The following is a 22827-nucleotide window of genomic DNA, read 5'->3' as shown; positions in this document are numbered from 1 at the left end:
ATCAGACCTCGTAGCGGTGCTTGCTGCCGGTCACGAACTTGGGCGGACGACGCTTCCAGTAGCCTGCCAGCAGCGACCCCGAGACGTTGTGCCAGATGGAGAAGATCGCCCCCGGCAGCGCCGCCGTGGCGGAGAAGAACTGACTGGCCAGTGACGCCGCCAGGCCGGAATTCTGCATGCCGACCTCGATGGCGATGGTGCGCGAAGTGCGTTCATCCAGCCCGAACAGACGCGACAGGCCATAACCCGCGCTCAGGCCGATGGCATTGTGTGCCACGACCGCCAGCGCGACCAGCGGGCCCAGCGTGGCAAGTCGCCCGACGTTGAGCGAGACCACGATGGCGATGATCAGCACGATGGCCAGCATGGCCAGACTCGCCAATGCCGACTCCCACTCGCGGATCAGATCACGCGCAAAGTGGTGCACGACCACGCCGAGCACGATGGGGGCGACCACCAGCTTGGCGATGCTCAGCAGCATGCCGCTGACCGGCACGTTGATATCGGTGCCCAGCAGCCACCAGGTCAGCAGCGGCGTCATCACGATGGAGAGCAGCGTCGAGGCCATGGTCATCGAGACCGATAGCGCCACGTGTCCGCCGGCCAGCCAGGTCATCACGTTGGAGGAGGTTCCCCCTGCCGTGGCACCGACCAGCACCATGCCCACCGTCAGCGCCGGGTCCAGCCCCAGCAGACGTGCGATCAGGAAGGCGGCCAGCGGCATCACGCTATATTGCAGCAGCAACCCGAGCGCGATGGGGCCGGGGCGACGTGCCACGCGTATGAAGTCGTCACGCGACAGGGTCAGGCCCATGGCGAACATGATCAGCGCCAGCAGAGGCTGAATGGTGTCCTTGAGCGCCACGAACGGCGTCGGAGCCACCACGGCGATGCCGGCAAAGACCAGCGCCCACAAGGGGAAGAAACGATTCAGCGTCTCGAACATGCTTTTCACTTTTCGGTCGCCCGGGGCATCGATTTCCCGGAAATTGCTGGCCCGCCTCCCATGGCAGGCCTGAAGGCGCGCATCATAACGTATCAGGCAGCCCCAGGTGGCCCTGATACAACCAATGGCGCACAAGGCGCGGTACCGCCTGACCGGCACTTTCGGCCAGCGGCAGCACGCCGGGCTCGGCCAGTTCATCGGCATTCGGGTCGACCAGCACGATGGGGGCATCCAGCGGCGCTGCTGCATAGAGGTTGGACGCCGGCATGACCTTGAGCGAGGTGCCGACGATCAACAGCAGGTCCGCCTCGGCGGCGATCTCCTCGGCGACCGCATAGAGCGGCACCGCCTCACCGAACCACACCACGTCCGGGCGCAGCTGACTGCCCTTGTCACACAGGTCCCCGAGGCGAATGCCGCCACGCGGCAAGGGATAGCGCAGGCCGTGGTCGACGCTGGAGCGCGCCTTGAGAATCTCGCCATGCAGATGCACGACCTCGCGCGAGCCCGCTCGCTCGTGGAGGTCGTCGATGTTCTGGGTGATGACCGAGACGCGAAAGCCGTGCTGCTCCAGCTCAGCCAGCGCCTTGTGGGCCGCGTTGGGCCTGGCGCGGCGTACCTGGGTGCGGCGGTCATCGTAGAAGCGCAGCACCTGCTGGGGGTCACGTCGGAAGGCCTGCGGCGTCGCGATGTCTTCCAGACGATGCTCTTCCCACAGGCCATCCTCGGCGCGGAAGGTGCGCAGGCCGCTCTCGGCGCTGATGCCGGCGCCACTCAACACGACCAGATGGCGTCCGTGACGTGCACCGGGGTCCTTGAAGCCTTCACTCATCTAGCACTCTCTCTGGCGTTGGACAGGATCGAACAGCGGGCATGGCGATCACACTCAGTCATCGATGAAGTCCTGACTGCGATCGACACCGAAGCGCCGCTTGTTGCGATAGGGATAGACATCGATCACGCGCCCTTGCGCGATGGCGTCCTGCAGGCCACGCCACCAGCTGGCCTGGAAGATCTCGGGATGCAGCTCATAGAACAGCTTGCGCAGCTGGATATCGGCAAACAGGAAGGGGCCGAACTCCTCGGGGAAGATGTCGTTGGGCCCCACCGAATACCAGGGCTCGCTGGCCAGTTCCTGCTCAGGGTAACGTGCCTCGGGAATCTCACGGAAGTTGCACTCGGTCAGGTAGCTGATCTCGTCGTAGTCATAGAAGACCACCCGCCCGTGGCGCGTGACGCCGAAGTTCTTGAGCAACATGTCGCCGGGGAAGATGTCAGCGGCAGCCAACTGCTTGATCGCATTGCCATAATCATTGAGCACCGCGCGGGTTTCCTCGGCGTCACACTCCTCGAGATACAGGTTGAGCGGCGTCATCATGCGCTCGGTGTAGCAGTGACGTATCAGCACCTTGTTGCCGCGCAGGCTGATCGAGGAGCTGCACACCTCCAGCAACTCTTCGAGGCAGGCCGGGTCGAAGTGGTCCTTGCCGACGGTGAAGTTCGAGAATTCCTGCGTATCGGCCAATCGCCCGACCCGATCATGGCGTTTGACCAGACGGTACTTCTCGCGCACCTGATCACGACTCATGTCCTTGCCGGGGGCGAAGCGGTCCTTGATCAGCTTGAACACCAGCCGGTAACTGGGCAGCACGAAGACCGCCATCACCATGCCGCGCACGCCCGGCGCGATGATGAACTGATCGGAGCGACTCGCCACATGCTGGTTGAGGCCGCGGAACAGCTCGGTCTTGCCATGCTTGTAGAAGCCGATGGCGGCGTACAGCTCGCCGATGGGCTTCTCGGGCATCAAGGTCTGCAGAAACCCGACCACCTCGCTGGGCACTTCGATCTCGATCTGGAAATAGGCCCGCGTGAAGGAGAAGATGATCGAGACCTCTTCCGGCTCGATGATCACGGTATCCAGATAGACGCCATCGCGCTCGGTATGCAGCACCGGCAACACCAGCGGCAGGGTCTGGCCGCCACCCTCGATGCGCCCGACCAGATAGGCCCCCTTGTTGCGATAGAAGACGCTGCGCAGCATCTCGAAGGCGGCATCCGGCGCATCGCGCACCGCCTCAGGCAGCGTCGCGAGCAACATCTCGGCGCCCAGCGTCACATCGCGCCCCTGATGCTCGAAGGCGATCCCCAGTGGCGCCTCGTTGAGCACGGATTCGAGTGCCCCGGCCCAGTCACCCTCGACCGGCACACGATGACTGATGCTCAAGCCGGAATGGCGTGCCGGCCCCTGGCGGGATGGCGAGACGAACATCCAGTCATCGCGGATGTGACGATGGGAAAACACGCTGCAGAAGATGGAGTTGTAGAAGGTCTCGGCCAGCTTGTAGTCGAGGCGTTGATCGATCAGCGCCATGTACTGCCGCTTGGCCTCGCCCCACAGGGTGCACTCGCACAGGCGGTCGGGCTCGAAGGCACGCTCCAGCCGCTCCATGGTGGCGGCGACCTTCTCGTCGTAGAGGTTGATGCGCGCGGCGGAGGCCTGCTGTGCCTCACGCCAGTCGGCCTCGATGAAGCGCCGCCGCGCATCACTGGATATCTGCTTGAAGCGTGATCGATATTCATCGAAACCATGCAACACGGTCGCCGCCAGCCGCTGGCCCTGCTGGCCATTGCCGCGCTCGTCACTGTCTACATCATTGCCCATCGCCGCCTCCCTGCCCTTCAGTCACCTGACATGTCCAAAGCATGCGGACTGTCGCGCCAGCAAGCGAGACGACAATGGTCGCGGGCCTTCAACCCTGACTCACGCTAGGTGCGCCATCCATCAAGGCCGGGGTGGCAGCGGACCGCCTGAAACGCAGAACGCCACCCCGCAAGCGAGGTGGCGTTCATGATGTCTGACGATGGCCAGGGGCGCGTGGCTTACAACTCATGCCCCAGCGAGGCCGCCGAGTCGGCCAGCGGCTTGACGCGGCGCTCGGCCTCGAACAGGTCATCGGCCATGCCGGCCTGCTCGGAACTCATGTCCAGCGCATCGATGCGCGAGGCCTGGAAGCGGTCACGCTGCTCATCCAGGCCGGCGAAATCGAACAGGTCGCGGTCTGCCAGATGTGACGGCGCCACCGAGGTGACGGCATGGAACATGGTTTCCAGCCGCCCCGGATGCTTCTTCTCCCAGTCCTGCAGCATCTCCTTGACCACCTGACGCTGCAGATTCTCCTGCGAGCCGCACAGGTTGCAGGGGATGATCGGGAACTCGCGCGCGTTGGAATAGGCCTCGATATCGGACTCACGGCAATAGGCCAGCGGGCGAATCACGATATGGCGCTGGTCATCAGAGAGCAGCTTGGGCGGCATCGTCTTGAGCTTGCCACCGAAGAACATGTTCAGGAACAGCGTCTCGAGGATGTCGTCGCGGTGGTGGCCGAGGGCGATCTTGGTCGCACCGATCTCGGCGGCGAAGCCATACAGCGAGCCGCGACGCAGGCGCGAGCACAGCCCGCAGGTCGTCTTGCCCTCCGGCACCTTCTCCTTGACGATGGAATAGGTGTCGCGCTCGAGGATGTGGTACTCGACGCCCACCGACTCGAGCCATGCCGGCAGCACATGCTCCGGAAAGCCGGGCTGCTTCTGGTCGAGATTCACTGCCACCAGCGTGAACTGCACCGGCGCATTGCGCTGCAGGTTCATCAGGATATCCAGCATGGTGTAGGAATCCTTGCCCCCGGACAGGCACACCATCACCTTGTCACCATCACGGATCATGCCGTAATCGGTGATGGCGGTACCGACATTGCGCCGCAGGCGCTTCTGCAACTTGTTCAGTTCGCGCTTGGCAGTGGCCGCATCAGTGGGGCTGGACGAAAGCTCGCTATCGGGTGTGAACATGGGGCATCAGGCTGGCAGTTTGGAAGGGCGCACAGTCTAGCATTGGCCAGTAGACGGTCACAGAGGCAGCGTACTTCAGGCGGGGTGCCTGCCCCTGTCGGGCCAGGTGGCGTGACGCCGACGCAAGATACGCCAACGCCCGCAGTCAGCGGGCGTTGGCGTGTGGCATGCGCCGTGGGGAACAGCGGCGCTTGCGCGGACTTCCTGCAAGCTAGAACAGGCGCAGGCTAGAACAGGCGCAGCACTTCCAGATAGCGGATCACCACCCCGCCCAGCATCACGAGGATACCGAAGCGTTGCAGTCTGAATTCAAGCGCAGTGAGCGCAAGCTTGCGTGACCAGAACATCAGCACACCGCGCATGTCCTGTGTCCGGCGAATATAGAGGCCGTAGGCAAACAGCACGATGGCCAGGCCAAGAATCAACAGCGTATTGGTCGCGATCAGCATGTCGCACCTCGTGGGCAAGTACCCCTGAGTCATAAGGAAGGCAATCGCGGGCGGATGCCTTATCTGAAGCCGGGCCCCGAGCAGATGCCCGGGGCCCGACAGTCATCACCTGGCGCAGTGATGACGATCCTGAAGAGAAAGATGCCGTCCTCAGGCCTGACAGAGGCTGGCTGACAGCAGGTCCGTATCACGCGTGGCCTTTGCTCGCTGTCGCCGCTTCATTATGGTTATCAAAGCTGCTCGGTCTTTCATCCTGCATGGCTTGGCCGTCCTGCTGGCCGGTAGTGCACTGGCGTGTAATCAGAGTCGACCTCTCGCCGCAGTGGGCGTGTCGTATGACAGTCAGTGTGGACAAAGGCAGTGAGCCGGGCCATTGGACATTCCGGCAACAGACCTTGGAATAATAGCCTTGAGGATGATGTCGGCTGATGAGACGTCTGATACCGGGCCTGACACGCATCCAGCGCCTGCCCAGCCCCTGCCATAAGCTCCTGACATAAGCCCCGCTCAGGCCTGGCTGGCCAGCGAGGGCGACAGCGGTGCCTGCATCAGGCGCTGCGCCATCAGCGCACTGGTCACGGCGTCCCCCAGCGCGCTGTGGCGACCGATCACCGGCACGCCCAGGGCATCAGCCATCGCCTCGAAGCGCAGGTCCGGGGCGGCGTCCGGCTGCTCATGCTTGCAGCGCCGGACGTAATCGCGCGCCAGATCGTGACGCTGGTTGGGCAGATCAAAGCCGAAGCGTGGCCGCAGGTGACGGTTGATCACCGCGACATCGAAGTCGATGCACCAGCCCACCAGCGGACGATTGCCGATGAACTCCAGCAGCTGTCGCAGCGCATCGCCCAGCGCTTCTCCGCCATGCAGATCGATACCGCGCAGGCGGTGGATGCGGATCGAGTCGCCCTGCAGCCCTTGCGGGCATTGCAGATAGAGCGACAGCGCGCTGGAGGTATGGATATGGCGCGCATCGAAACGCACCGCCGCCAGCGAGACCAGCTCGGCGTGGCCGACATCGAGACTGGTGGTCTCGCAGTCCAGCGCTACACGCTCCCCGCCCCGCTCGGCGGCATGCCAGGGACGAAAGAGCTCGGCAAACTCGCCCTGCGCATGACGACGACGATCACTGGCGCGTCTCAGTTGTTCGAACATGCCACCTCCCCTCGGCCTTGAGGCCGGTTCAGTATTCCAGGTGATAACGATGTGACAGCCGCTGCTTGAAGTCCTTGACCCGACTCAGGGCATCGCGCAATAGATCACGCTCCAACGAGGACAACGACTGGGTGATGATCAGGTTGCGACTCCCCGCCTCCCGCGCCGCCGTGGTCTTGTCCTGGCCATCCCTTCGCGAGTCGCTGGCCCCGCCGGCGGCAGCGCCATGTTTGTCCTCTTCCAGATGGCGCAGCTGCTGGCGCAGACGCAACTCGGCAAACAGGGACAACGCCTCGGCAAGGTCGGCGCTGTCGCTGGCCTCGATACGCCCATCACTGACCAGCGCCTCAAGCCGCGCGAAGGTGCCGGTGGCCATCACTCCGCGTTCCAGCGCCATGGTGCGAACGCCATGCACGATGGGGAAGATGCCGCCCTTCTTGATATCGATGCCGTGTCGCGGCGAGCGCAAGGAGCCGAACAGCGTCAGCGGGGTCGAGAAATGCAGCGCCGGGCGCGCGAAGTGCGACAGCAGCAGCTCATCGCGCGTGGCGTGGCGTACCAGGTGTCCGCGCAAGCTGTCGACCAGCGCTTCATTGCCGCCGCTGGCGCGCGCGTCGAAGACGATGGCCAGATTCATCAGCGCCTCGCCATCGCGTCCGGCGCACCAGCGTGCGATCTTGCCGCGCCAGCGCGACTCGGTGGCGACCCACTCCGGATTGGAGACCATGATGTTGCCCGGGCATGGTGGATAGCCGAGACCCGCCAGGGCGTCACTGAAGCGCTGCAGGGTGTCCTCGTTATCGGGCCACTGGTGGCCATCGGCGATGATCAGCCCATTGTCCTGATCGGTCTTGAGGATCTGTTCGCCGCGCCCTTCGCTGCCCATCAGCATCAGGCAACTCGAGGCCCGGTGCTCCTCCGCCACCAGCATGGCGAAGGTGCGCTCGATCAGGCGCCCGTTGAGCGCACTCAACAGCGCCATCGCATGGCGCATGTGGACTCCCTGCATCGCCAGCGCCCTGACCATTTCCGGCAGACGCGCACTGGCCTGCTCAAGCGCCGCCATGTCAGAGGCGCGCTCGATCTCGAGACTCAACAGCTGACTGCGATTGGAGAAGAACCCCAGCACGTCGGTCAGCTCGATGACCCCGACGACCGCCGCGTCAGGCGTCAGGCGCTCCTTGACCACGATCCGCGCGACCCGGTGGCGGGTCATCTGCACCAGCGCCTGGAACAGATATTCCTCCGCCGTGACCGCCACCAGCGCAAAGCTGCCCAGCGAGGCGAGCGGATGATTGGCAGCCAAACCCTGGATCACCAGCGCATTGAGCAGGTCCGTGCGCGTCACCACGCCCTGACGCCCCTCGACAGTGATGATCAGGCTGTCCGCCCCCGCCGTCTGCATGGCCTTGACGCCCTGCTCGATGCTGGCGCTGGCCGCCAGCTTGAGCGGCGGACGCATGCAGTCCATCACCCGCGCCAGCATGAAGCCTGCCTGGTCGCGACTCGCGCCCTGACGGGTATCACGCTGCGCCGCCAGCAGCCGCGCCTTGTCGCTCAGGCTGTGCTGGAAGTACTCACCGAAGGCAGGACACTCGTCGCACAGCGAGAAGAACAGCTCTGCGGGCAGCTGGTAGCACAGCGTCTCCTGCTCGCAGACGAAGCGGGTGCGGCAATGGCCATTGAGCAGCGTCAGCGCCCCGAACAGGTCCCCCGCGGTGTAATGGCCGATGCGCAGGCTGACCCAGGCATCCAGTCCCTCGCGCTGCGCCTTGTCGAGCGTGGCGGCGTCCGGCAGTGCCGAATCAGCGGCCAGTTCCGCCACCTCGCCCTTGTGAATGATGTAGACCGCCTCACCGACGGCCCCCGGCACCAGCGGCTGCGCCAGTGCCTCGAAATAGTGAAGGTCCACCCCTTCGGCCAGCCGTTGCCGAAGACGCTCATCCAGCAGACTGAACGGCGGCTCCTCGAACGCGATATCCACCAGTGACGCTTGCATGACAGCGACTCCCCTCTGCGCGTGCAGCGCTTATCGATGCACGAGCCCTCAAACCACGAGGCCCCGCCTGCAGGTGCAAGACGGGGCTTCGGGAAACGGGGGCCTGTTCGCGCCGATGCTGCGTGCTGCGCGAATAGGCCCTGCTGCCTGAATCAGTGATCCACTGCTGTTCCGGCCCCGCGCGGAACACGAATGTCCTCGACGATATGCTGGATGTGCTCGGGCGGCGGCGGAGTCATCTTGCAGACGATGACCGCGACGACGAAGTTGAGCACCATGCCCAGCGATCCGATCCCCTCCGGCGACACACCCAGCAACCAGTTCTCGGCGCTGTTGAGTTCCGGCGAGATGAACTTGAAGTAGACGATGTAGCTGAAGGTGAAGACCAGGCCGACCAGCATGCCCGCGATGGCACCTTCCTTGTTCATGCGCTTGGAGAAGATCCCCAGCAGGATGACCGGGAAGAAGCTCGATGCCGCAAGCCCGAAGGCAAAGGCCACCACCTGCGCCACGAAGCCTGGCGGATTGATGCCGAAGTAACCGGCGATCACGATGGCCACGGCCGCCGCCATGCGTGCCGCCATCAGCTCCTGCTTCTCGCTGATGTCTGGCTTGAAGGTCTTCTTGAGCAGGTCATGTGAGATGGCCGACGAGATGACCAGCAACAGACCGGCCGCCGTCGAGAGTGCTGCCGCCACCCCACCCGCCGCCACCAGTGCGATGACCCATGCCGGCAGGTTGCCGATCTCCGGGTTGGCCAGCACGATGATGTCGCGGTCGATGTAGACCTCGCTCTCGTTGTCGGTGGGCGTGTTGCTCACCAGACGCTGACCGTACTCACCGCGGGCCGCCTGACTGTCGGCGCTGCCCTCGTAGCTCGGCTTGCCCGCGAAGGGATCACCGCCACGCATCTGGATGATGCCGTCGCCATTCTTGTCGACCCAGCCGATCAGCCCGGTGTTCTCCCAGTTGTAGAACCAGCCCGGCAGCTCCTCATAGGCCGTCTCGTTGACGGTCTCGACCAGATTCACCCGCGCGAAGGCACCCACGGCCGGCGCAGTGGTGTAGAGCAGTGCGATGAAGAACAGCGCCCAACCGGCGGAGATACGCGCATCCTTGACCGTCGGCACCGTGAAGAAGCGCACGATGACGTGGGGCAGACCCGCGGTACCGCACATCAGCGCGGCGGTGATGAAGAAGACATCGATGGTGGACTTGGAACCCTCGGTGTACTCGCGGAAGCCGAGATCGGTCACCACCTGATCGAGCTTTTGCAGCAGATAGACGCCGGTGTCATTGCCCTGGGCATCGACCAGGGTGCCGCCGAAGCCGGTCTGCGGCAGCACGTGGCCCGTCATCATGATCGACAGGAACACCGCCGGCACCAGGAAGGCGAAGATCAGCACGCAGTACTGGGCCACCTGGGTATAGGTGATGCCCTTCATGCCGCCGAGTACCGCATAGAAGAAGACGATCGCCATGCCGATCACCACGCCGACGTTCACGTCCACCTCGAGAAAGCGCGCGAAGACGATGCCGGTACCGCGCATCTGACCGGCGACATAGGTGAAGGAAATGAAGATGACGCAGACCACCGCCACGGTGCGCGCGACGCTGGAGTAGTAACGGTCACCGACGAAGTCCGGCACCGTGAACTTGCCGAACTTGCGCAGGTACGGCGCCAGCAGCATGGCCAGCAGGACGTAGCCGCCGGTCCAGCCCATCAGGTAGACGGAGGCGTCATAGCCGACATAGGCGATGATGCCCGCCATCGAGATGAACGAGGCCGCCGACATCCAGTCTGCGGCGGTCGCTGCCCCGTTGGCGATGGGGTGAACGCCACCCCCGGCGACATAGAATTCCTTGGTGGAACCGGCTCGCGACCACACCGCGATCCCGATATAGAGCGCAAATGACGCGCCCACGAACAGATAGGTCAGCAGTTGAACATCCATTGGCAGTGTCCTTGGCGATGTCGATCATATTGTTCTTATTCACACAACGGCGCGTCACGACGAGCGGCCTGTGCCCGGCGTGTCACTGACTCATTGCTCGTGAACATCGAAGCGCTCATCGAGCTTGTTCATCGAACGGGCATACAGAATGATCAGCGCGAGGAAGAAGTAGATCGCCCCCTGTTGCGCAAACCAGAAGCCCAGCTTGAAACCGAAGAACTGGATGTTGTTCAACACGTCCACCAGCAATATCCCGCATCCATAGGACACCACGAACCAGACCACGAGATAGCCCATGATCAGTTTGATATTGGCGGACCAATACGCCTTGGCATTCGCTTCCTTCATGATGGTGTTCTCGCATTTTTATTGTGATTGGCGAAGTGGAGTGATTGGCGATCCGGAGATCGATGACCACCCGTCAGCGGATGATCCTTTCTCGGCGGTTGATGGATATTTCCTGCGCCTTTCAAGGCATGACAGGAAACTTGGCGACTCGAATCTGACAGTAGACAAGGCCCTGCAACGTTGCAGGCTGACTTTAGTCGAGAATGTCAGTCACCCCTGATGGAGCAAAGTTGAGAACGATACAATTAATTTTAAATCAACAAGTTGATTCATATCCTAAAGGTGCAATCCCTTGGTCTATTGGCCAAATGGGCGAAGAATGATCGGCGAAAGCTTCGGCGTATTGCGCGCATGACATTGGCCGATGACAGCAAATAGGCCCGTTGTGCAGACGCCATTTCCGGCTTCTTGGCGCCAATCATCGAGGCGTCTGCGTGGCAATGGATGACACAGCCTCTTCCTCACGACTCTCAAGACGCTGAGTCTGTCATGCACAGTGCTTGGGACTCGTGGCGGGGCTGCGTAGAATGGCGCTTCCAGAGAGGAGAGCGACATGTTCCAGGGTTGGTGGCTGATCGCAGTGGCACTCGCATATATCGCGGTGCTGTTCACGATTGCATGGCGGGGGGATCGCAACGCCAAGAAACACGGGTCGCCGAATCGGCGCCCAGCGGTCTACAGTCTGGGGCTTGCGGTCTACTGCACCAGCTGGACCTTCTACGGTAGCGTCGGGCAGGCCGCGACCAGCGGCTGGAGTTATCTGAGCATCTTCATCGGGCCGATTCTGGCCTGTCTGCTGTTCTGGCCGATCCTGCTCAAGATGATTCGGGTCGCCAAGCGCCAGAACATCACCTCGATTGCCGATTTCATCGCCTCGCGCTACGGCAAGACGCAGTCGCTGGCGGTGTTCGCCTCGCTGGTGGCCCTGGTCGGCACCCTGCCCTACATCGCCCTGCAGCTGAAGGCCGTCTCGAGTGCCTATCAGGTACTCACCGACACCAGCGATGTCACGCGGACCGCCTGGCTGGGCGATACCGCCTTCTATGTCGCGGCGATCATGGCGCTGTTCGCCATCCTGTTCGGCACCCGCCACACCGACGCCACCGAGCACCATGTCGGCCTGTTGCAGGCGATCGCCTTCGAATCGCTGGTCAAGCTGGTCGCCTTCCTGACCCTGGGCGTCTACGTCACCTGGGGCATGTTCAATGGCCTGGGCGATCTGTTCACCAAGGCCGACACCTATCTGGAGCTGCAACAGCAGCTGGAGACCCAGACCTTCGGCACCGGCTTCTGGGCCCAGACCCTCTTGGCGATGCTGGCGATCTTCTGCCTGCCGCGCCAATTCCACGTCGCGGTGGTCGAGAATACCCACCACGATGACGCCCGCCGTGCGCGCTGGATGTTCCCGATCTATCTGGTCGCCATCTCCTTCTTCGTGCTGCCGATCGCCGCCGCCGGCCTGACCATGTTCCCCGACGGTTCGGTGTCACCGGACAGCTTCGTGCTGGCGCTGCCGATGGCGGCGGACCAGACCTGGCTGACCCTGCTGACCTTCATCGGCGGTTTCTCCGCCGCCACCGGCATGGTGATCGTCGCCGCCGTCGCGGTCTCGATCATGATCTCCAACGAGATCGTGATTCCGCTGTTGTTCCGCCTGCGCTGGTTCGATACCGAGGCGCGCGACTACAGCCATATCGTGTTGCTGGCGCGCCGTCTGACCATCGTGATGATCCTGGCGCTGGCCTACGGCTTCTATCTGCTGATCGCCGAATACAGCACCCTCTCGGCCATCGGCTTGCTGTCGTTTGCCGCCGTCGCCCAGTTCGCGCCCTCGCTGATGGGTGGCCTCTACTGGAAGCGCGGCAACCGCCTCGGCGTCATCGTCGGCCTGAATGTCGGCTTCGCGGTCTGGGCCTGGACCCTGCTCGTGCCGGCACTGGCACAGGCGGGCCTGATGCCGACCGAGATCGTCAATCATGGCCCGCTGGGCATCGACTGGCTGTCGCCGCATGGCCTGTTCGGCTTCCGCTTCAATGACCCGCTGACCCACGGCGTGATGCTGTCGCTCGGTCTGAACCTGTTCTGCTACATCTTCGTCTCGCAGATGACGCCGCAGCGCGTCGTCGAGCGCATCCAGGCCTCGCTGTTCGTCGACAGTGTCGAGACCCGCCAGACCAGCGTCTCGCGCCCCTGGACCGGCTCCACCTCCGTCTCCGACCTGCGCGTCCTGTGCGAACGCTTCCTGAGCCACGAGCAGGTCGAGCGCGCCTTCGAGGACTACGCGCGCCGCAGTGGCCAGCCGCTGGAGCTGCATGCACGCGCCTCCATCGACCTGATCCAGTTCACCGAACGCTTCCTAGCCTCGGTACTCGGCGCCTCCTCGGCACGCATCGTCGTCAACTCGGCGCTGCAGGGTCGCGGCATCGGCATCTCGGATGTCATCTCCATCGTCGATGAAGCCTCGCAGGTGCTCGAATTCAACCGCGCCCTGCTGCAGGCGACCATCGAGAACATCCACCAGGGCATCAGCGTGGTCGACCAGCACATGCGCCTGGTGGTGTGGAACCAGCGCTATCTGGACATGTTCCGCTTCCCTGACAACCTGATCCGGGTCGGCGCGCCCATCGATCGCATCTTCCGCTACAACGCCCACAACGGCGAATACGGCCCGGGCGACCCCGAAGAGCACGTCGATCAATTGCTGGATGCCATCCGCAACGGCGAGCCGCACCGCTACGTGCGCTATCGCCAGGATGATAGCGTGATGGAGATCCAGGGCAACCCGATGCCCGGTGGTGGCTTCGTCTACACCTATCAGGACATCACCCAGCAGAAGCGCACCGAAGAGGCGTTGATCCGCTCGGAAAACAACATCCGCATCTACACCGACAATGTGCCGGCGCTGATCGCCTACTTCGACAAGGAGTGTCGCTACCTCTTCACCAACCGTGCCTATGAAGCGGTGATGGGCATCGACCGTACCGCCGTGATCGGCGAGCCCGCCGAAGAGGCGATGCCGGAAGACATCTATCGCCAACGCGCGCCGTGGATGACGCGCGCGCTGTCCGGTGAGCGCGTCTCCTTCGAGATCTCGCTGGAAGCCCCGGAAGGCGGCGTGCGCTACATGCTGGTCACCTATACGCCGCACTTCAGCACCAAGGGCAACATCCTCGGCTTCTTCGCGCTCTATCAGGACATCACCGAGCGACGCCTGGCGGAGATCGCCCTCAAGGAGACCAACGAGAACCTGGAGGAGCGCGTGCGCGTGCGTACCCAGGAGCTGTCACAGGTCAACGAGGCCCTGCGCACCGAGAACCGCGTGCGCGCCGAGGCCGAGCAGGCACTGCGTCAGGCCAAGCAGCTGGCCGAGGATGCCAACGCCTCCAAGACACGCTTCCTGGCCGCGGCCAGCCACGACCTGCTGCAGCCACTGAATGCGGCGCGCCTGTTCACCTCTGCCCTCGCCCAGCAGGTCGAAGGCGAGATGAAGACCACCACCAATCACATCGACAACTCGCTGCAGGCCGCCGAGGAACTGCTCAGCACCCTGCTCGACATCTCCAAGCTGGATGCCGGGGCACTGGCGCCACGCCGCAGCGTGTTCCGTCTCTCCGATATCCTCAAGCCGCTCAAGGCCGAGTTCGAGGTGATGGCGGAAGATCGCGGGCTGGACCTGAAGGTGGTGATGACGCAGCTGGCAGTGGACTCCGATGGCCAGATGCTCAGACGCATCGTGCAGAACTTCCTCTCCAACGCGGTGCGCTATACCCGTCAGGGCCATGTGCTGCTGGGCTGTCGCCGTCTGGGCGATCGCATTCGCATCGAGGTCTGGGACACCGGCCCCGGCATTCCCGAGTCGAAGCTGACCGAGATCTTCCAGGAATTCCGGCGTCTCGATCAGACCGAGCGTCACAAGGAAAGCGAGAAGGGTCTCGGCCTGGGACTGTCGATCGCCGAACGCATGAGCCGGGTGCTCGACCACCCGATCACGGTGCGCAGCTGGGTCGGCATCGGCACCGTCTTCGCCGTCAGCGTGCCGATCAGCAAGGAGCTGCCGGCGGCCGAGCTGCCGGATGCCGTCCCGGCTCGCAAGCGCGCCGGCAACAAGCTGACCGGCACTCGCGTCCTGTGCATCGACAATGAGAGCCTGATCCTCGAGGGCATGAAGGCGATGCTGTCCGGCTGGGGTTGCGAGGTGTTCACGGCGACCTCGATCGGCGGCGCCAAGTCGGTGATCCGCAACCTGGATGGTGATCCGGATGCCATCCTCGCCGACTACCACCTCGACAACGAGGTGACTGGCCTGATGGCGCTGGATGCACTGGATGAACGTCTGGCGGGCTCGGTGCCGGGCATCGTGATCACCGCCGACCGCACCGATGAGGTCGCCGAGGAAGTGCGCCGTGCGGGCTATCACCTGCTGCTCAAGCCAGTGCGACCCGCCGCGCTGCGTGCGCTGCTGACGCGCACCCTGCAGGCCAACCGCGCCGAGAAGCACACCAGTGGCGCAAGTGATGCCCCCGACGCCGCGACGGATGACCCAGCCCCCTGATCAGGCGGGCTGGCCTGTCGCTCTTTAGACCTGGTAGAAGCAAAAAGCCCGCCCTGTCAGCGACAGGGCGGGCTTTTTGTGGCTTGAAGGCGCGACTCTCGAGGAGAGCCTCAGCTCAAGCGCTGACGCAGGATCAGGAGCGGACTTTCGGCGGCTCGACTTCCAGACGCTGGGCCGCGATGACGGCCTGGGTGCGCGAATGCACGCCCAGCTTGCGCAGAATGGCGGTCACGTGGGCCTTGATGGTGGCCTCGGACACATTCAGCTCATAGGCGATCTGCTTGTTGAGCAGACCTTCCGTCAGCATGTTGAGCACGCGGAACTGCTGCGGCGTCAGTGACGCGATCGCCTCGGCGAAGCGCGATTCATCCTCGGAAGACTCGCCCATGGCCTCGGCGATATCCGTCGGCAGCCAGACTTCACCTTCGAGGATCTCGCCGATGGCTTCGGCGATGACGTCGAGGCTGGCGGACTTGGGAATGAAGCCGGAGGCCCCATAATCGATGGCGCGGCGCACCACGTAGGGCTCCTCGCTACCGGACACGACCGCCACCGGGATGTCCGGTGTCTGGCCACGCAACTGGATCAGACCGGAGAAGCCGTGGGCTCCCGGCATGTGCAGGTCCAACAGGATCAGGTCGGCATCGGGATGGCGGGCAACGACTTCGTTGGTCGCTTCCATGCTGTCAGCCTCGACGATCTCCGCCTGGGAGGCGACTTGTCTAAGCGCCTGGGTCAGTGCGGCACGAAAGAGCGGGTGATCGTCTGCAACGATGAACTTCTGGGCAAAGGCCATTGAGTCTCCTCCAAAACCCCGATGGTGATCATCACCGACCTTCCTGGCCGGTCAACAATCGCCGTTATTTTCTGGCATGTTACCCCATAAAACGTGCGTTTAACAAAGCAGCCCACCATCGGAAGATGTACTGATGTTTCGCTCGGGGAACACGAGTATCGCACGGATTGATGCCCGGCGAGCGAACAATCCGTGCGCTGATTCTGACAGCATCCTGGGGATGGTGAGTCAGACAACCCTACCCGCAACGCGACTGGCATGCCAGCCGATCAATGCGACACCGGCAATCAGCACGAAGCCGATCAGGCTGGCGATATCCGGCACCTCCCCCCAGATGGCCCAGCCCGCCAGTGCCGAAAACACGATGGTCAGATAGGAATAGATCGACACTTCCCCCGCCGGTGCGAGGCGATAGGCGGTGGTCATCAGAATCTGACCGCCGGCCGCAAAGATGCCGATGCCCAGCAAGGCCAGCGCCTGAGGGCCGCTCGGCATCACCGGATTCATCAACATCGGCACCAATGTCACCACACTGGAGACCAGCGAGAAATGCAGCACGATGGTCGCCGAGGCCTCGCGCCCTCTCATCGCACGGATGAGCGTATAGGCCGCCCCCGCCAGCATTGCCGAACCCAGCCCGACCATGGCGGGCAACAATGCCTCCACCCCGCCCTCGGCAAATGCCAGTTGCGGCTTGATGACCAGCGCCGCGCCAGAGAAGGCGACCAGCATGCCGACCAGCCGCCAGCCACCAAGGCGCTCGGCCAGGAAGAGGCCGGCAAACAGGCTGACGAAGAACGGCGATAGCTTATTCAGAATAGTCGCATCCGCCAGCAGCAGATGATCGATGGCGTAGAAGAAGCTCATCACGCCGCCGAGTCCGATCAGTGACCGCGCCATCAGCATCGGCTGGTGATGCCAGTGGCCCAGCAGACGCGCGCCCGCCATGCGCACCATCACCACCGCCACGCCGAGACTGACCAGGTTGCGCACGAAGACCTTCTCGAACAGCGGCAGGTCGCCGCTCAGCTTGACCATCGCTCCCATCAGCGCGAACGAGATCGCCGACAGGCACATCAGGATGACGGCGCGAGGACGATTCTCGCCCTCAGTGGACGACGCGGCGGCGGGAGAACTGGCTGGCTGAGAGGCGGGGCAGGATGCATCCGACTTGCCTGCTGACATGGGGGCGGCCTTGATCATGAATTGATTGGGGAAATGCGCAGCGAGGCGCGAATGGACTCCGCGGGCACATGCGCTGGCGCGTCATTATCAAGCCAGCGCCTCCTCAATGGCCAACCTTTCACGTCTCGCACAGCGCAAAAGCGCGGGCCAGGAATACGAACAGACAGATGCTCCCGGACAGGCGCACAAAAAAGCGCGGGAGCCAGGCTCCCGCGCTTTGCTGTCGCTGCGTGTCTTGTCAGGCCTCGATGACCGTCACTCGACGCGTTCAGCGGTTGGCGCGCTGCTCGATCAGGTCATCCACCACTGACGGGTCCGCCAGGGTCGAGGTATCGCCGAGACCGTCGGTCTCGTTGGCGGCGATCTTCCTGAGGATGCGGCGCATGATCTTGCCGGAACGCGTCTTGGGCAGCCCCGGCGCCCACTGGATGACGTCCGGCGAGGCGATCGGACCGATGTCCTTGCGCACCCACTGGGTCAGCGTCTTCTTGAGTTCATCACTGGCTTCGATACCGTCGTTGAGCGTCACGTAGATGTAGATGCCCTGGCCCTTGATGTCATGGGGATAGCCGACCACGGCGGCCTCGGCGACCGCTTCATGCGCGACCAGCGAGGACTCGATCTCGGCGGTGCCCATGCGGTGGCCAGAGACGTTGAGCACATCATCGACGCGCCCGGTGATCCAGTAGTAGCCATCCTCATCACGACGACAGCCGTCACCGGTGAAGTACATGCCCGCATAGGTGGAGAAGTAGGTCTGCACGTAGCGTTCGTGATTGCCCCAGATCGAACGTGCCTGCCCCGGCCAGCTGTCGAGAATCACCAGGTTGCCTTCGGTCGCGCCCTCGAGGATGTTGCCCTCGTTGTCGACCAGCGCCGGCTGCACACCGAAGAACGGCAGCGTGGCGGAGCCCGGCTTGAGATCGGTCGCGCCCGGCAGCGGCGCGATCATGATGCCGCCGGTCTCGGTCTGCCACCAGGTGTCCACCAGCGGGCAATTGCCATTGCCGATCACGCGGTGGAACCACTCCCAGGCCTCGGGGTTGATCGGCTCGCCCACCGAGCCGAGCAGCCGCAGGCTCGTGCGCGAGCTTGAGTCCATCACGCTGTCACCATGTGCCATCAGTGCACGCACGGCGGTCGGGGCGGTATAGAGAATGTTGACCTGGTGCTTGTCGACGATCTCGCCGATACGCCCGTGGGTCGGATAGCTGGGCACACCCTCGAACATCAGCGTGGTCGCGCCATTGGCCAGCGGGCCGTAGACGATGTAGCTGTGGCCCGTCACCCAGCCGACATCCGCCGTGCACCAGTAGATATCGCCATCGTGATAATCGAACACGTAGCGATGGGTCATCGCGGCATAGAGCAGATAACCGCCCGTGGTGTGCTTCAGGCCCTTGGGCGTGCCGGTGGAACCGGAGGTGTAGAGGATGAACAGCGGGTCTTCGGCGCCCATCGCCTCGGCCGGGCAGTCACTGGACTGACGGTCCACCAGCTCATGGAACCAGGCATCGCGGCTGCCCCAGTTCACCTCACCGCCGGTACGCCGCACCACCAGCACGTGGTCGACACAGTCGGTGCCATCACGCTCCAGCGCCTCATCGACGTTCTCCTTGAGCGGCACGCGCTTGCCACCCCGCAGTGACTCATCGGCGGTGATCACGATGCGCGAGCTGGAATCGACGATACGCCCCGCCAGCGCGTCCGGCGAGAAGCCACCGAACACCACCGAGTGCACGGCACCGATGCGCGTACAGGCCAGCATCGCCATCGCGGCTTCGGGAATCATCGGCATGTACAGCGTGACCACATCGCCCCGCTTGACGCCCAGTTCCTTGAGGCCATTGGCAAACTGGCTGACACGCGCGTGCAGCTCGCGATAGGTGATCGACTGGGACTCGTTCGGGTCATCCCCTTCCCAGATGATGGCGACCTGATCGCCACGCTCGGCGAGGTGGCGATCGAGGCAGTTGTGCGCCACGTTGAGCTTGCCGTCCTCGAACCAGCGCACATCGACATCACCGGGGCCGAAGTTGGTATTGCGGATCACCGAGGGCGCATCGAACCAGTCCAGTGACTGGGCCTGCTCGGCCCAGAATGTCTCCGGCGCCTCGACGGACTGCTGATACATGGCCTGATAGCGCTCGCGGTCTGCCCAGGCGTGGGCGGCGACATCGGGAGTGACCGGATGAACCTTGGCATGTTCGCTCATGTGGCGTGACCTCTGACGGATTGGCTGGCGACTCGCTGTCCCACGCGGCATGCGTGAAGCACAGGCGAGCCGAGGCAAGTCCATTTCAGCTTAAACCCAAGCATGGGGGGGCCACACACTAGACCTTGGTAGATAAATTTTTACTAATTATTTCAACTGTTTATCAACAAATTACACCAAGGTCACAGCGACGTTCGGAGGACAGAAACCGCCTGAAAAGACACCTTCTGGCGCGACTCGCACTTTGCAATGACGCGCCAGCGAGCGAAATGCGCCTCAACGCGCAGTCGACGCATTGCGCGCCGGATCATTCAATGGCCCGCTCAACTCCTGGCCACAGCGCCGACAGCGATAGCGGTGACCGCGCTGGGCATTGGCATGGCGTCGCGAGCTGAAATAGTGCGCGGTATCGCAGCCACAGCCATACGCCCAGGGCGTCGGACTGGCAGTCGAGACATCCATGCGATGCGTCACCTCCGGCGGGATGCCGTAGAGGTTGGTCATCACCTGCTGCCACTCGGGGCCATGCGGTTTGACACGCGTCTTGCCGGCGCGCTCGACCACCTCCATCACCACCCAGTGCGCGACCTCGTGGGGGACGGTCTGGCTGAGGAAGTGATGGCGGTTCTCGCTGAGCAGTTGCCAATTGAAGCGCAGCCGCTGGCGCGCCGAATCCGCCGTGCCCGCCGTGCGCCCCTTGAGGCGGCAGGAGACCGACGGCATGCGCAGCTCGGGGAACAGGACACGCGCGCGCGCCAGACATGCCAGCACCTGCGCCTCCAGCGTCGCGTGCAGGGCAGGCGCCGTCAGCGCCTCGAGCTCCGCGGCATCGGCCAGCGGCAGTGGCGCCGCGGGGGTCTCCCCCAGGCAGGCCAGAGCATGATCGGGCGCAAAGCGGTGACGACTGACGACACGACGAGTGGTTGATGACATGACACGATGACCAGACAGCAGAGCGAAAGAACGGATGAGCTGATGACGAGCGAGCGTACCACTCCTCGAGGCGTGAAATGATACACTAGCGCCATTCACGCCTGCCCGGTTCCCCTTGGTTCACCCAGGTAGCCAGGCGGCACTGTTCGACTTCTCCCCTTATCGCACGTGAGACTCCCCCATGGCCGAGCCTGTCCAGACCCAGCCGCTGCTGGATGATGAATCCCTCGACATCCTCGACGAATTCCTCGAGTCCGACATCGTCGGCCCGGAAGCTCTCGATATCATCAGTGCGCATGGCTTCATGCTGGCACTGGCCATCGCACCGCGCGAAGTGCCCTCCAGCCTGTGGCTGCCGGAACTCTTCCAGGGGCAGCCAAGCTACGAAAGCCCGCAGCAGGAAGCAGAAGTCGTCTCCCTGTTCGAGCAGATGCGCGCCAACGCCATCGATGCCCTCGAGCACGGCGTGCTGCCGGAACTGCTGTTCGAGCTGGAACTGGGCGGTGCCGACCCGGTCGAGACACCGATCGGCGACTGGTGCGCCGGCTTCATGGAAGGCGTGTTCATGGACGAGGAGGCCTGGTTCGGCACCCAGGAAGAGGCTGCCGCCGAACTGCTGCTGCCGTTCATGGCCATCTCCGGCGTCTTCGACGATGAAGACCCGGAGATCGGTGAGCTGATCGCCGACCCGATCGGTGCCCAGCGCTTCGTCAACCAGCTGCCGGAACTGCTGCTGGACCTCTACCTGCTCTACCGTGTCCCGCCGGAAAGCCCCAAGCCGTCGCCGCGTCGCAAGGGTTCCGCCGCACCGGGCGCAGCCGGCATTCCGCGCAGCAAGCACGCCGGCAACAAGGGCGCTGGCAAGGGTGGCAACAAGAACGGTGGCAAGGGCGGCGGCAAGAAGCGCTGAGCTTGCCATGGCGCTCTTAACGCCATGCAGCCTTGAAAACGACAACGCCGGGCGACCTCATGGGTCGTCCGGCGTTTTGGTTCCACGCAGCCGCGTCTGTTGAAACAGCTGCGAGCCGCTCAGCGCAGCCGCGTCACCAGGCTATCCAGGGTGCCATAGCCCCACTCGCGACAGCGCTGCATCAACGGCCGACGCTGCCAGGCGGCCTGGGTGATCTCGACACTGTGGGCGAAGTGATGCTCGAACAGCGTGGCGACGTCGGCGGCGAAGCGATGGTCCTGCACCTCCTGATTGGCCTCCAGATTCCACTGCAGGCTCCAATGATCGAAGTTGCACGATCCCAGCGTCACCCAGTCATCCGCCAGCGAGAACTTGGCATGCAGAAAGCGGGGCTGGAATTCATGGATACGCACGCCCGCCTTGAGCAGCCCGGCATAGAAGCGCTGCCCCGCCGAACGCACGCCCGGGTGATCATGATGCTGGCCGGCGATCAGCAAGCGGACATCGACACCCCGGCGCGCCGCGCGCTTGAGACGCCGCCGCATGCTGAAGGTCGGCACGAAGTATGGCGTACAGATCCACAGCCGCTTGCGTGAGCTGCTGGCCTGATGCTGCAGGGAATGACGAATGGCCTGATAGCGGAAGCCATGCCCCCAGACCACCCGCCCACGCATGCTCAGATAGCCCTCGACCCGGCACGCACGCACATTGATGCTGCGCACCGCCAGCCGACTGCCATGGCCACGACTGGCCGCGGAGTCCCACACGCGTGCGAACAGGCGCACCCAGTCACTGATGCACGGCCCCTCGATGCGTATCGCGACTTCCGACCAGGCCTCGGCGAAGACGTCCACCGCACCGAAGCCGCCGGTAAAGCCCACCTCCCCATCGACCACCAAAAGCTTGCGATGGTCACGCGTCAGATTGCGCCCCAGCCGCCACCAGGAAAGCGGGTTGTAGATCCTGAGCTGGATATCGGCCTCGATCATGCGCTGGCGGTCAGCTTCCTCGAGGCCCAGCGAGCCGAAGCCGTCCAGCAGCACCAGCACCGTCACGCCGCGGCGACGCGCGCCACACAGCGCATCGATCAGGACGCGACTGAGGTGGCCGCTCTCGGCCAGATACAGCTCGAGCAGGATGGAATGGCGCGCGGATTCCACCGCCTCCAGCATGCTGGGCAGAAAACGCGCGCCTTCCGGCAGCAAGGTGAATCGATTGCCTGATCGCCACATTCCCAGCATGCCTTGCCTCCCGTCATTTCCCTGCACGGCACGATACAGATGACGATGCCCATGACGGTGCATCGCCAGATGCTGCCAGTGTGCGCTTCGCCACTTCGCACTCTGTCGCTACGTACTCTGCCACGGCGTCTGCGGGCAGAATGCGTATAATGTTCAATATCATGCTCGCGCTGAGCGCTACCAGCCAGACCATGAAAACGTCGCAATCAACCCTCATTCATCGTCCCGATGCTTTATTCGTGAACGCCGACAGATTGTCGTTTCCGGTAGTCCGTCCTTGTCCACACCTGCGAGAGC

Annotated in this window: 16 protein-coding genes; 2 read left to right on the top strand and 14 right to left on the bottom strand. The window is 63.5% G+C overall.

Features of this window, described 5'->3' with window-relative positions; translation table 11 throughout:
* Nucleotide 1 precedes the first annotated feature (1 nt).
* From QD208_RS11425 to QD208_RS11385, 9 genes are all read right to left on the bottom strand, one after another.
* Nucleotides 2-946, bottom strand: a complete 945-nt coding sequence (locus QD208_RS11425; RefSeq protein WP_043333793.1) for a bile acid:sodium symporter family protein — start codon at nucleotides 944-946, stop codon at nucleotides 2-4.
* A gap of 82 nt (nucleotides 947-1028) precedes the next feature.
* Nucleotides 1029-1778 (bottom strand): Sir2 family NAD-dependent protein deacetylase, encoded by a 750-nt coding sequence (locus QD208_RS11420; protein WP_052384572.1) that lies wholly within the window; start codon nucleotides 1776-1778, stop codon nucleotides 1029-1031.
* A gap of 54 nt (nucleotides 1779-1832) precedes the next feature.
* Nucleotides 1833-3611, bottom strand: a complete 1779-nt coding sequence (gene aceK / locus QD208_RS11415; protein WP_279836869.1) for a bifunctional isocitrate dehydrogenase kinase/phosphatase — start codon at nucleotides 3609-3611, stop codon at nucleotides 1833-1835.
* A gap of 218 nt (nucleotides 3612-3829) precedes the next feature.
* Nucleotides 3830-4795, bottom strand: coding sequence for a tRNA 2-thiocytidine(32) synthetase TtcA (ttcA, locus tag QD208_RS11410; RefSeq protein WP_082388814.1), 966 nt, complete (start codon nucleotides 4793-4795; stop codon nucleotides 3830-3832).
* Between the two features lie 227 nt (nucleotides 4796-5022).
* Nucleotides 5023-5244 (bottom strand): hypothetical protein, encoded by a 222-nt coding sequence (locus tag QD208_RS11405; protein WP_043333792.1) that lies wholly within the window; start codon nucleotides 5242-5244, stop codon nucleotides 5023-5025.
* Nucleotides 5245-5751: 507 nt separating this feature from the next.
* Nucleotides 5752-6396, bottom strand: a complete 645-nt coding sequence (locus QD208_RS11400) for a 3'-5' exonuclease (RefSeq protein ID WP_215823455.1) — start codon at nucleotides 6394-6396, stop codon at nucleotides 5752-5754.
* 28 nt (nucleotides 6397-6424) lie between these two features.
* Nucleotides 6425-8395 (bottom strand): DUF294 nucleotidyltransferase-like domain-containing protein, encoded by a 1971-nt coding sequence (locus QD208_RS11395; RefSeq protein ID WP_279836868.1) that lies wholly within the window; start codon nucleotides 8393-8395, stop codon nucleotides 6425-6427.
* Between the two features lie 152 nt (nucleotides 8396-8547).
* Nucleotides 8548-10350 carry a sodium:solute symporter family protein gene (locus tag QD208_RS11390; RefSeq protein WP_225347281.1) on the bottom strand — a complete coding sequence of 601 codons (1803 nt, stop codon included), beginning with the start codon at nucleotides 10348-10350 and terminating at the stop codon, nucleotides 8548-8550.
* 90 nt (nucleotides 10351-10440) lie between these two features.
* Nucleotides 10441-10698 (bottom strand): DUF4212 domain-containing protein, encoded by a 258-nt coding sequence (locus tag QD208_RS11385; protein ID WP_043333789.1) that lies wholly within the window; start codon nucleotides 10696-10698, stop codon nucleotides 10441-10443.
* 553 nt (nucleotides 10699-11251) lie between these two features.
* On the opposite strand from QD208_RS11385, the gene QD208_RS11380 reads away from it, so the two are divergent.
* Nucleotides 11252-15250 carry a NahK/ErcS family hybrid sensor histidine kinase/response regulator gene (locus tag QD208_RS11380; RefSeq protein WP_279836867.1) on the top strand — a complete coding sequence of 1333 codons (3999 nt, stop codon included), beginning with the start codon at nucleotides 11252-11254 and terminating at the stop codon, nucleotides 15248-15250.
* 133 nt (nucleotides 15251-15383) lie between these two features.
* Here QD208_RS11380 and QD208_RS11375 read toward each other — a convergent pair whose 3' ends face one another.
* The 4 genes from QD208_RS11375 to QD208_RS11360 all read right to left on the bottom strand — a co-directional run bounded on the left by QD208_RS11375 (nucleotide 15384) and on the right by QD208_RS11360 (nucleotide 20379).
* Complete coding sequence (locus QD208_RS11375; protein WP_043333788.1) at nucleotides 15384-16046, bottom strand: response regulator transcription factor; 663 nt, start codon at nucleotides 16044-16046, stop codon at nucleotides 15384-15386.
* A 228-nt stretch (nucleotides 16047-16274) separates the two neighbouring features.
* On the bottom strand, nucleotides 16275-17231 hold the full coding sequence (locus tag QD208_RS11370) for a DMT family transporter (RefSeq protein WP_279836866.1): 957 nt from the start codon (nucleotides 17229-17231) through the stop codon (nucleotides 16275-16277).
* 268 nt (nucleotides 17232-17499) lie between these two features.
* Nucleotides 17500-19446, bottom strand: a complete 1947-nt coding sequence (gene acs / locus QD208_RS11365) for an acetate--CoA ligase (protein WP_107335998.1) — start codon at nucleotides 19444-19446, stop codon at nucleotides 17500-17502.
* A 276-nt stretch (nucleotides 19447-19722) separates the two neighbouring features.
* Nucleotides 19723-20379 carry a SprT-like domain-containing protein gene (locus QD208_RS11360; RefSeq protein WP_279836865.1) on the bottom strand — a complete coding sequence of 219 codons (657 nt, stop codon included), beginning with the start codon at nucleotides 20377-20379 and terminating at the stop codon, nucleotides 19723-19725.
* Between the two features lie 181 nt (nucleotides 20380-20560).
* Between QD208_RS11360 and QD208_RS11355 the strand changes: the two genes are divergently transcribed.
* Nucleotides 20561-21289, top strand: coding sequence for a YecA family protein (locus QD208_RS11355; RefSeq protein ID WP_064503292.1), 729 nt, complete (start codon nucleotides 20561-20563; stop codon nucleotides 21287-21289).
* Nucleotides 21290-21408: 119 nt separating this feature from the next.
* On the opposite strand, the gene QD208_RS11350 is transcribed toward QD208_RS11355, so the two are convergent.
* Nucleotides 21409-22530: a phospholipase D-like domain-containing protein gene (locus tag QD208_RS11350; RefSeq protein WP_054556850.1), complete on the bottom strand. Its 1122-nt coding sequence runs from the start codon at nucleotides 22528-22530 to the stop codon at nucleotides 21409-21411.
* Nucleotides 22531-22827: the final 297 nt, after the last annotated feature.

The sequence above is a fragment of the Cobetia sp. 29-18-1 genome (assembly GCF_029846405.1).
GTDB classification, from domain to species: domain Bacteria; phylum Pseudomonadota; class Gammaproteobacteria; order Pseudomonadales; family Halomonadaceae; genus Cobetia; species Cobetia amphilecti.
Note: the sequence above shows the minus strand (reverse complement) of the source record. Positions and strands in the feature narration are given on the sequence as shown.

Coding starts and splice junctions, on each gene's coding strand:
- QD208_RS11420 (WP_052384572.1), bottom strand. CDS start 1,778: ATGAGTGAAGGCTTCAAGGACCCCGGTGCACGTCACGGACGCCATCTG.
- QD208_RS11380 (WP_279836867.1), top strand. CDS start 11,252: ATGTTCCAGGGTTGGTGGCTGATCGCAGTGGCACTCGCATATATCGCG.
- QD208_RS11390 (WP_225347281.1), bottom strand. CDS start 10,350: ATGGATGTTCAACTGCTGACCTATCTGTTCGTGGGCGCGTCATTTGCG.
- acs (WP_107335998.1), bottom strand. CDS start 19,446: ATGAGCGAACATGCCAAGGTTCATCCGGTCACTCCCGATGTCGCCGCC.
- QD208_RS11385 (WP_043333789.1), bottom strand. CDS start 10,698: ATGAAGGAAGCGAATGCCAAGGCGTATTGGTCCGCCAATATCAAACTG.
- QD208_RS11405 (WP_043333792.1), bottom strand. CDS start 5,244: ATGCTGATCGCGACCAATACGCTGTTGATTCTTGGCCTGGCCATCGTG.
- QD208_RS11370 (WP_279836866.1), bottom strand. CDS start 17,231: ATGTCAGCAGGCAAGTCGGATGCATCCTGCCCCGCCTCTCAGCCAGCC.
- QD208_RS11395 (WP_279836868.1), bottom strand. CDS start 8,395: ATGCAAGCGTCACTGGTGGATATCGCGTTCGAGGAGCCGCCGTTCAGT.
- QD208_RS11425 (WP_043333793.1), bottom strand. CDS start 946: ATGTTCGAGACGCTGAATCGTTTCTTCCCCTTGTGGGCGCTGGTCTTT.
- QD208_RS11350 (WP_054556850.1), bottom strand. CDS start 22,530: ATGCTGGGAATGTGGCGATCAGGCAATCGATTCACCTTGCTGCCGGAA.
- QD208_RS11375 (WP_043333788.1), bottom strand. CDS start 16,046: ATGGCCTTTGCCCAGAAGTTCATCGTTGCAGACGATCACCCGCTCTTT.
- aceK (WP_279836869.1), bottom strand. CDS start 3,611: ATGGGCAATGATGTAGACAGTGACGAGCGCGGCAATGGCCAGCAGGGC.
- ttcA (WP_082388814.1), bottom strand. CDS start 4,795: ATGTTCACACCCGATAGCGAGCTTTCGTCCAGCCCCACTGATGCGGCC.
- QD208_RS11400 (WP_215823455.1), bottom strand. CDS start 6,396: ATGTTCGAACAACTGAGACGCGCCAGTGATCGTCGTCGTCATGCGCAG.
- QD208_RS11355 (WP_064503292.1), top strand. CDS start 20,561: ATGGCCGAGCCTGTCCAGACCCAGCCGCTGCTGGATGATGAATCCCTC.
- QD208_RS11360 (WP_279836865.1), bottom strand. CDS start 20,379: ATGTCATCAACCACTCGTCGTGTCGTCAGTCGTCACCGCTTTGCGCCC.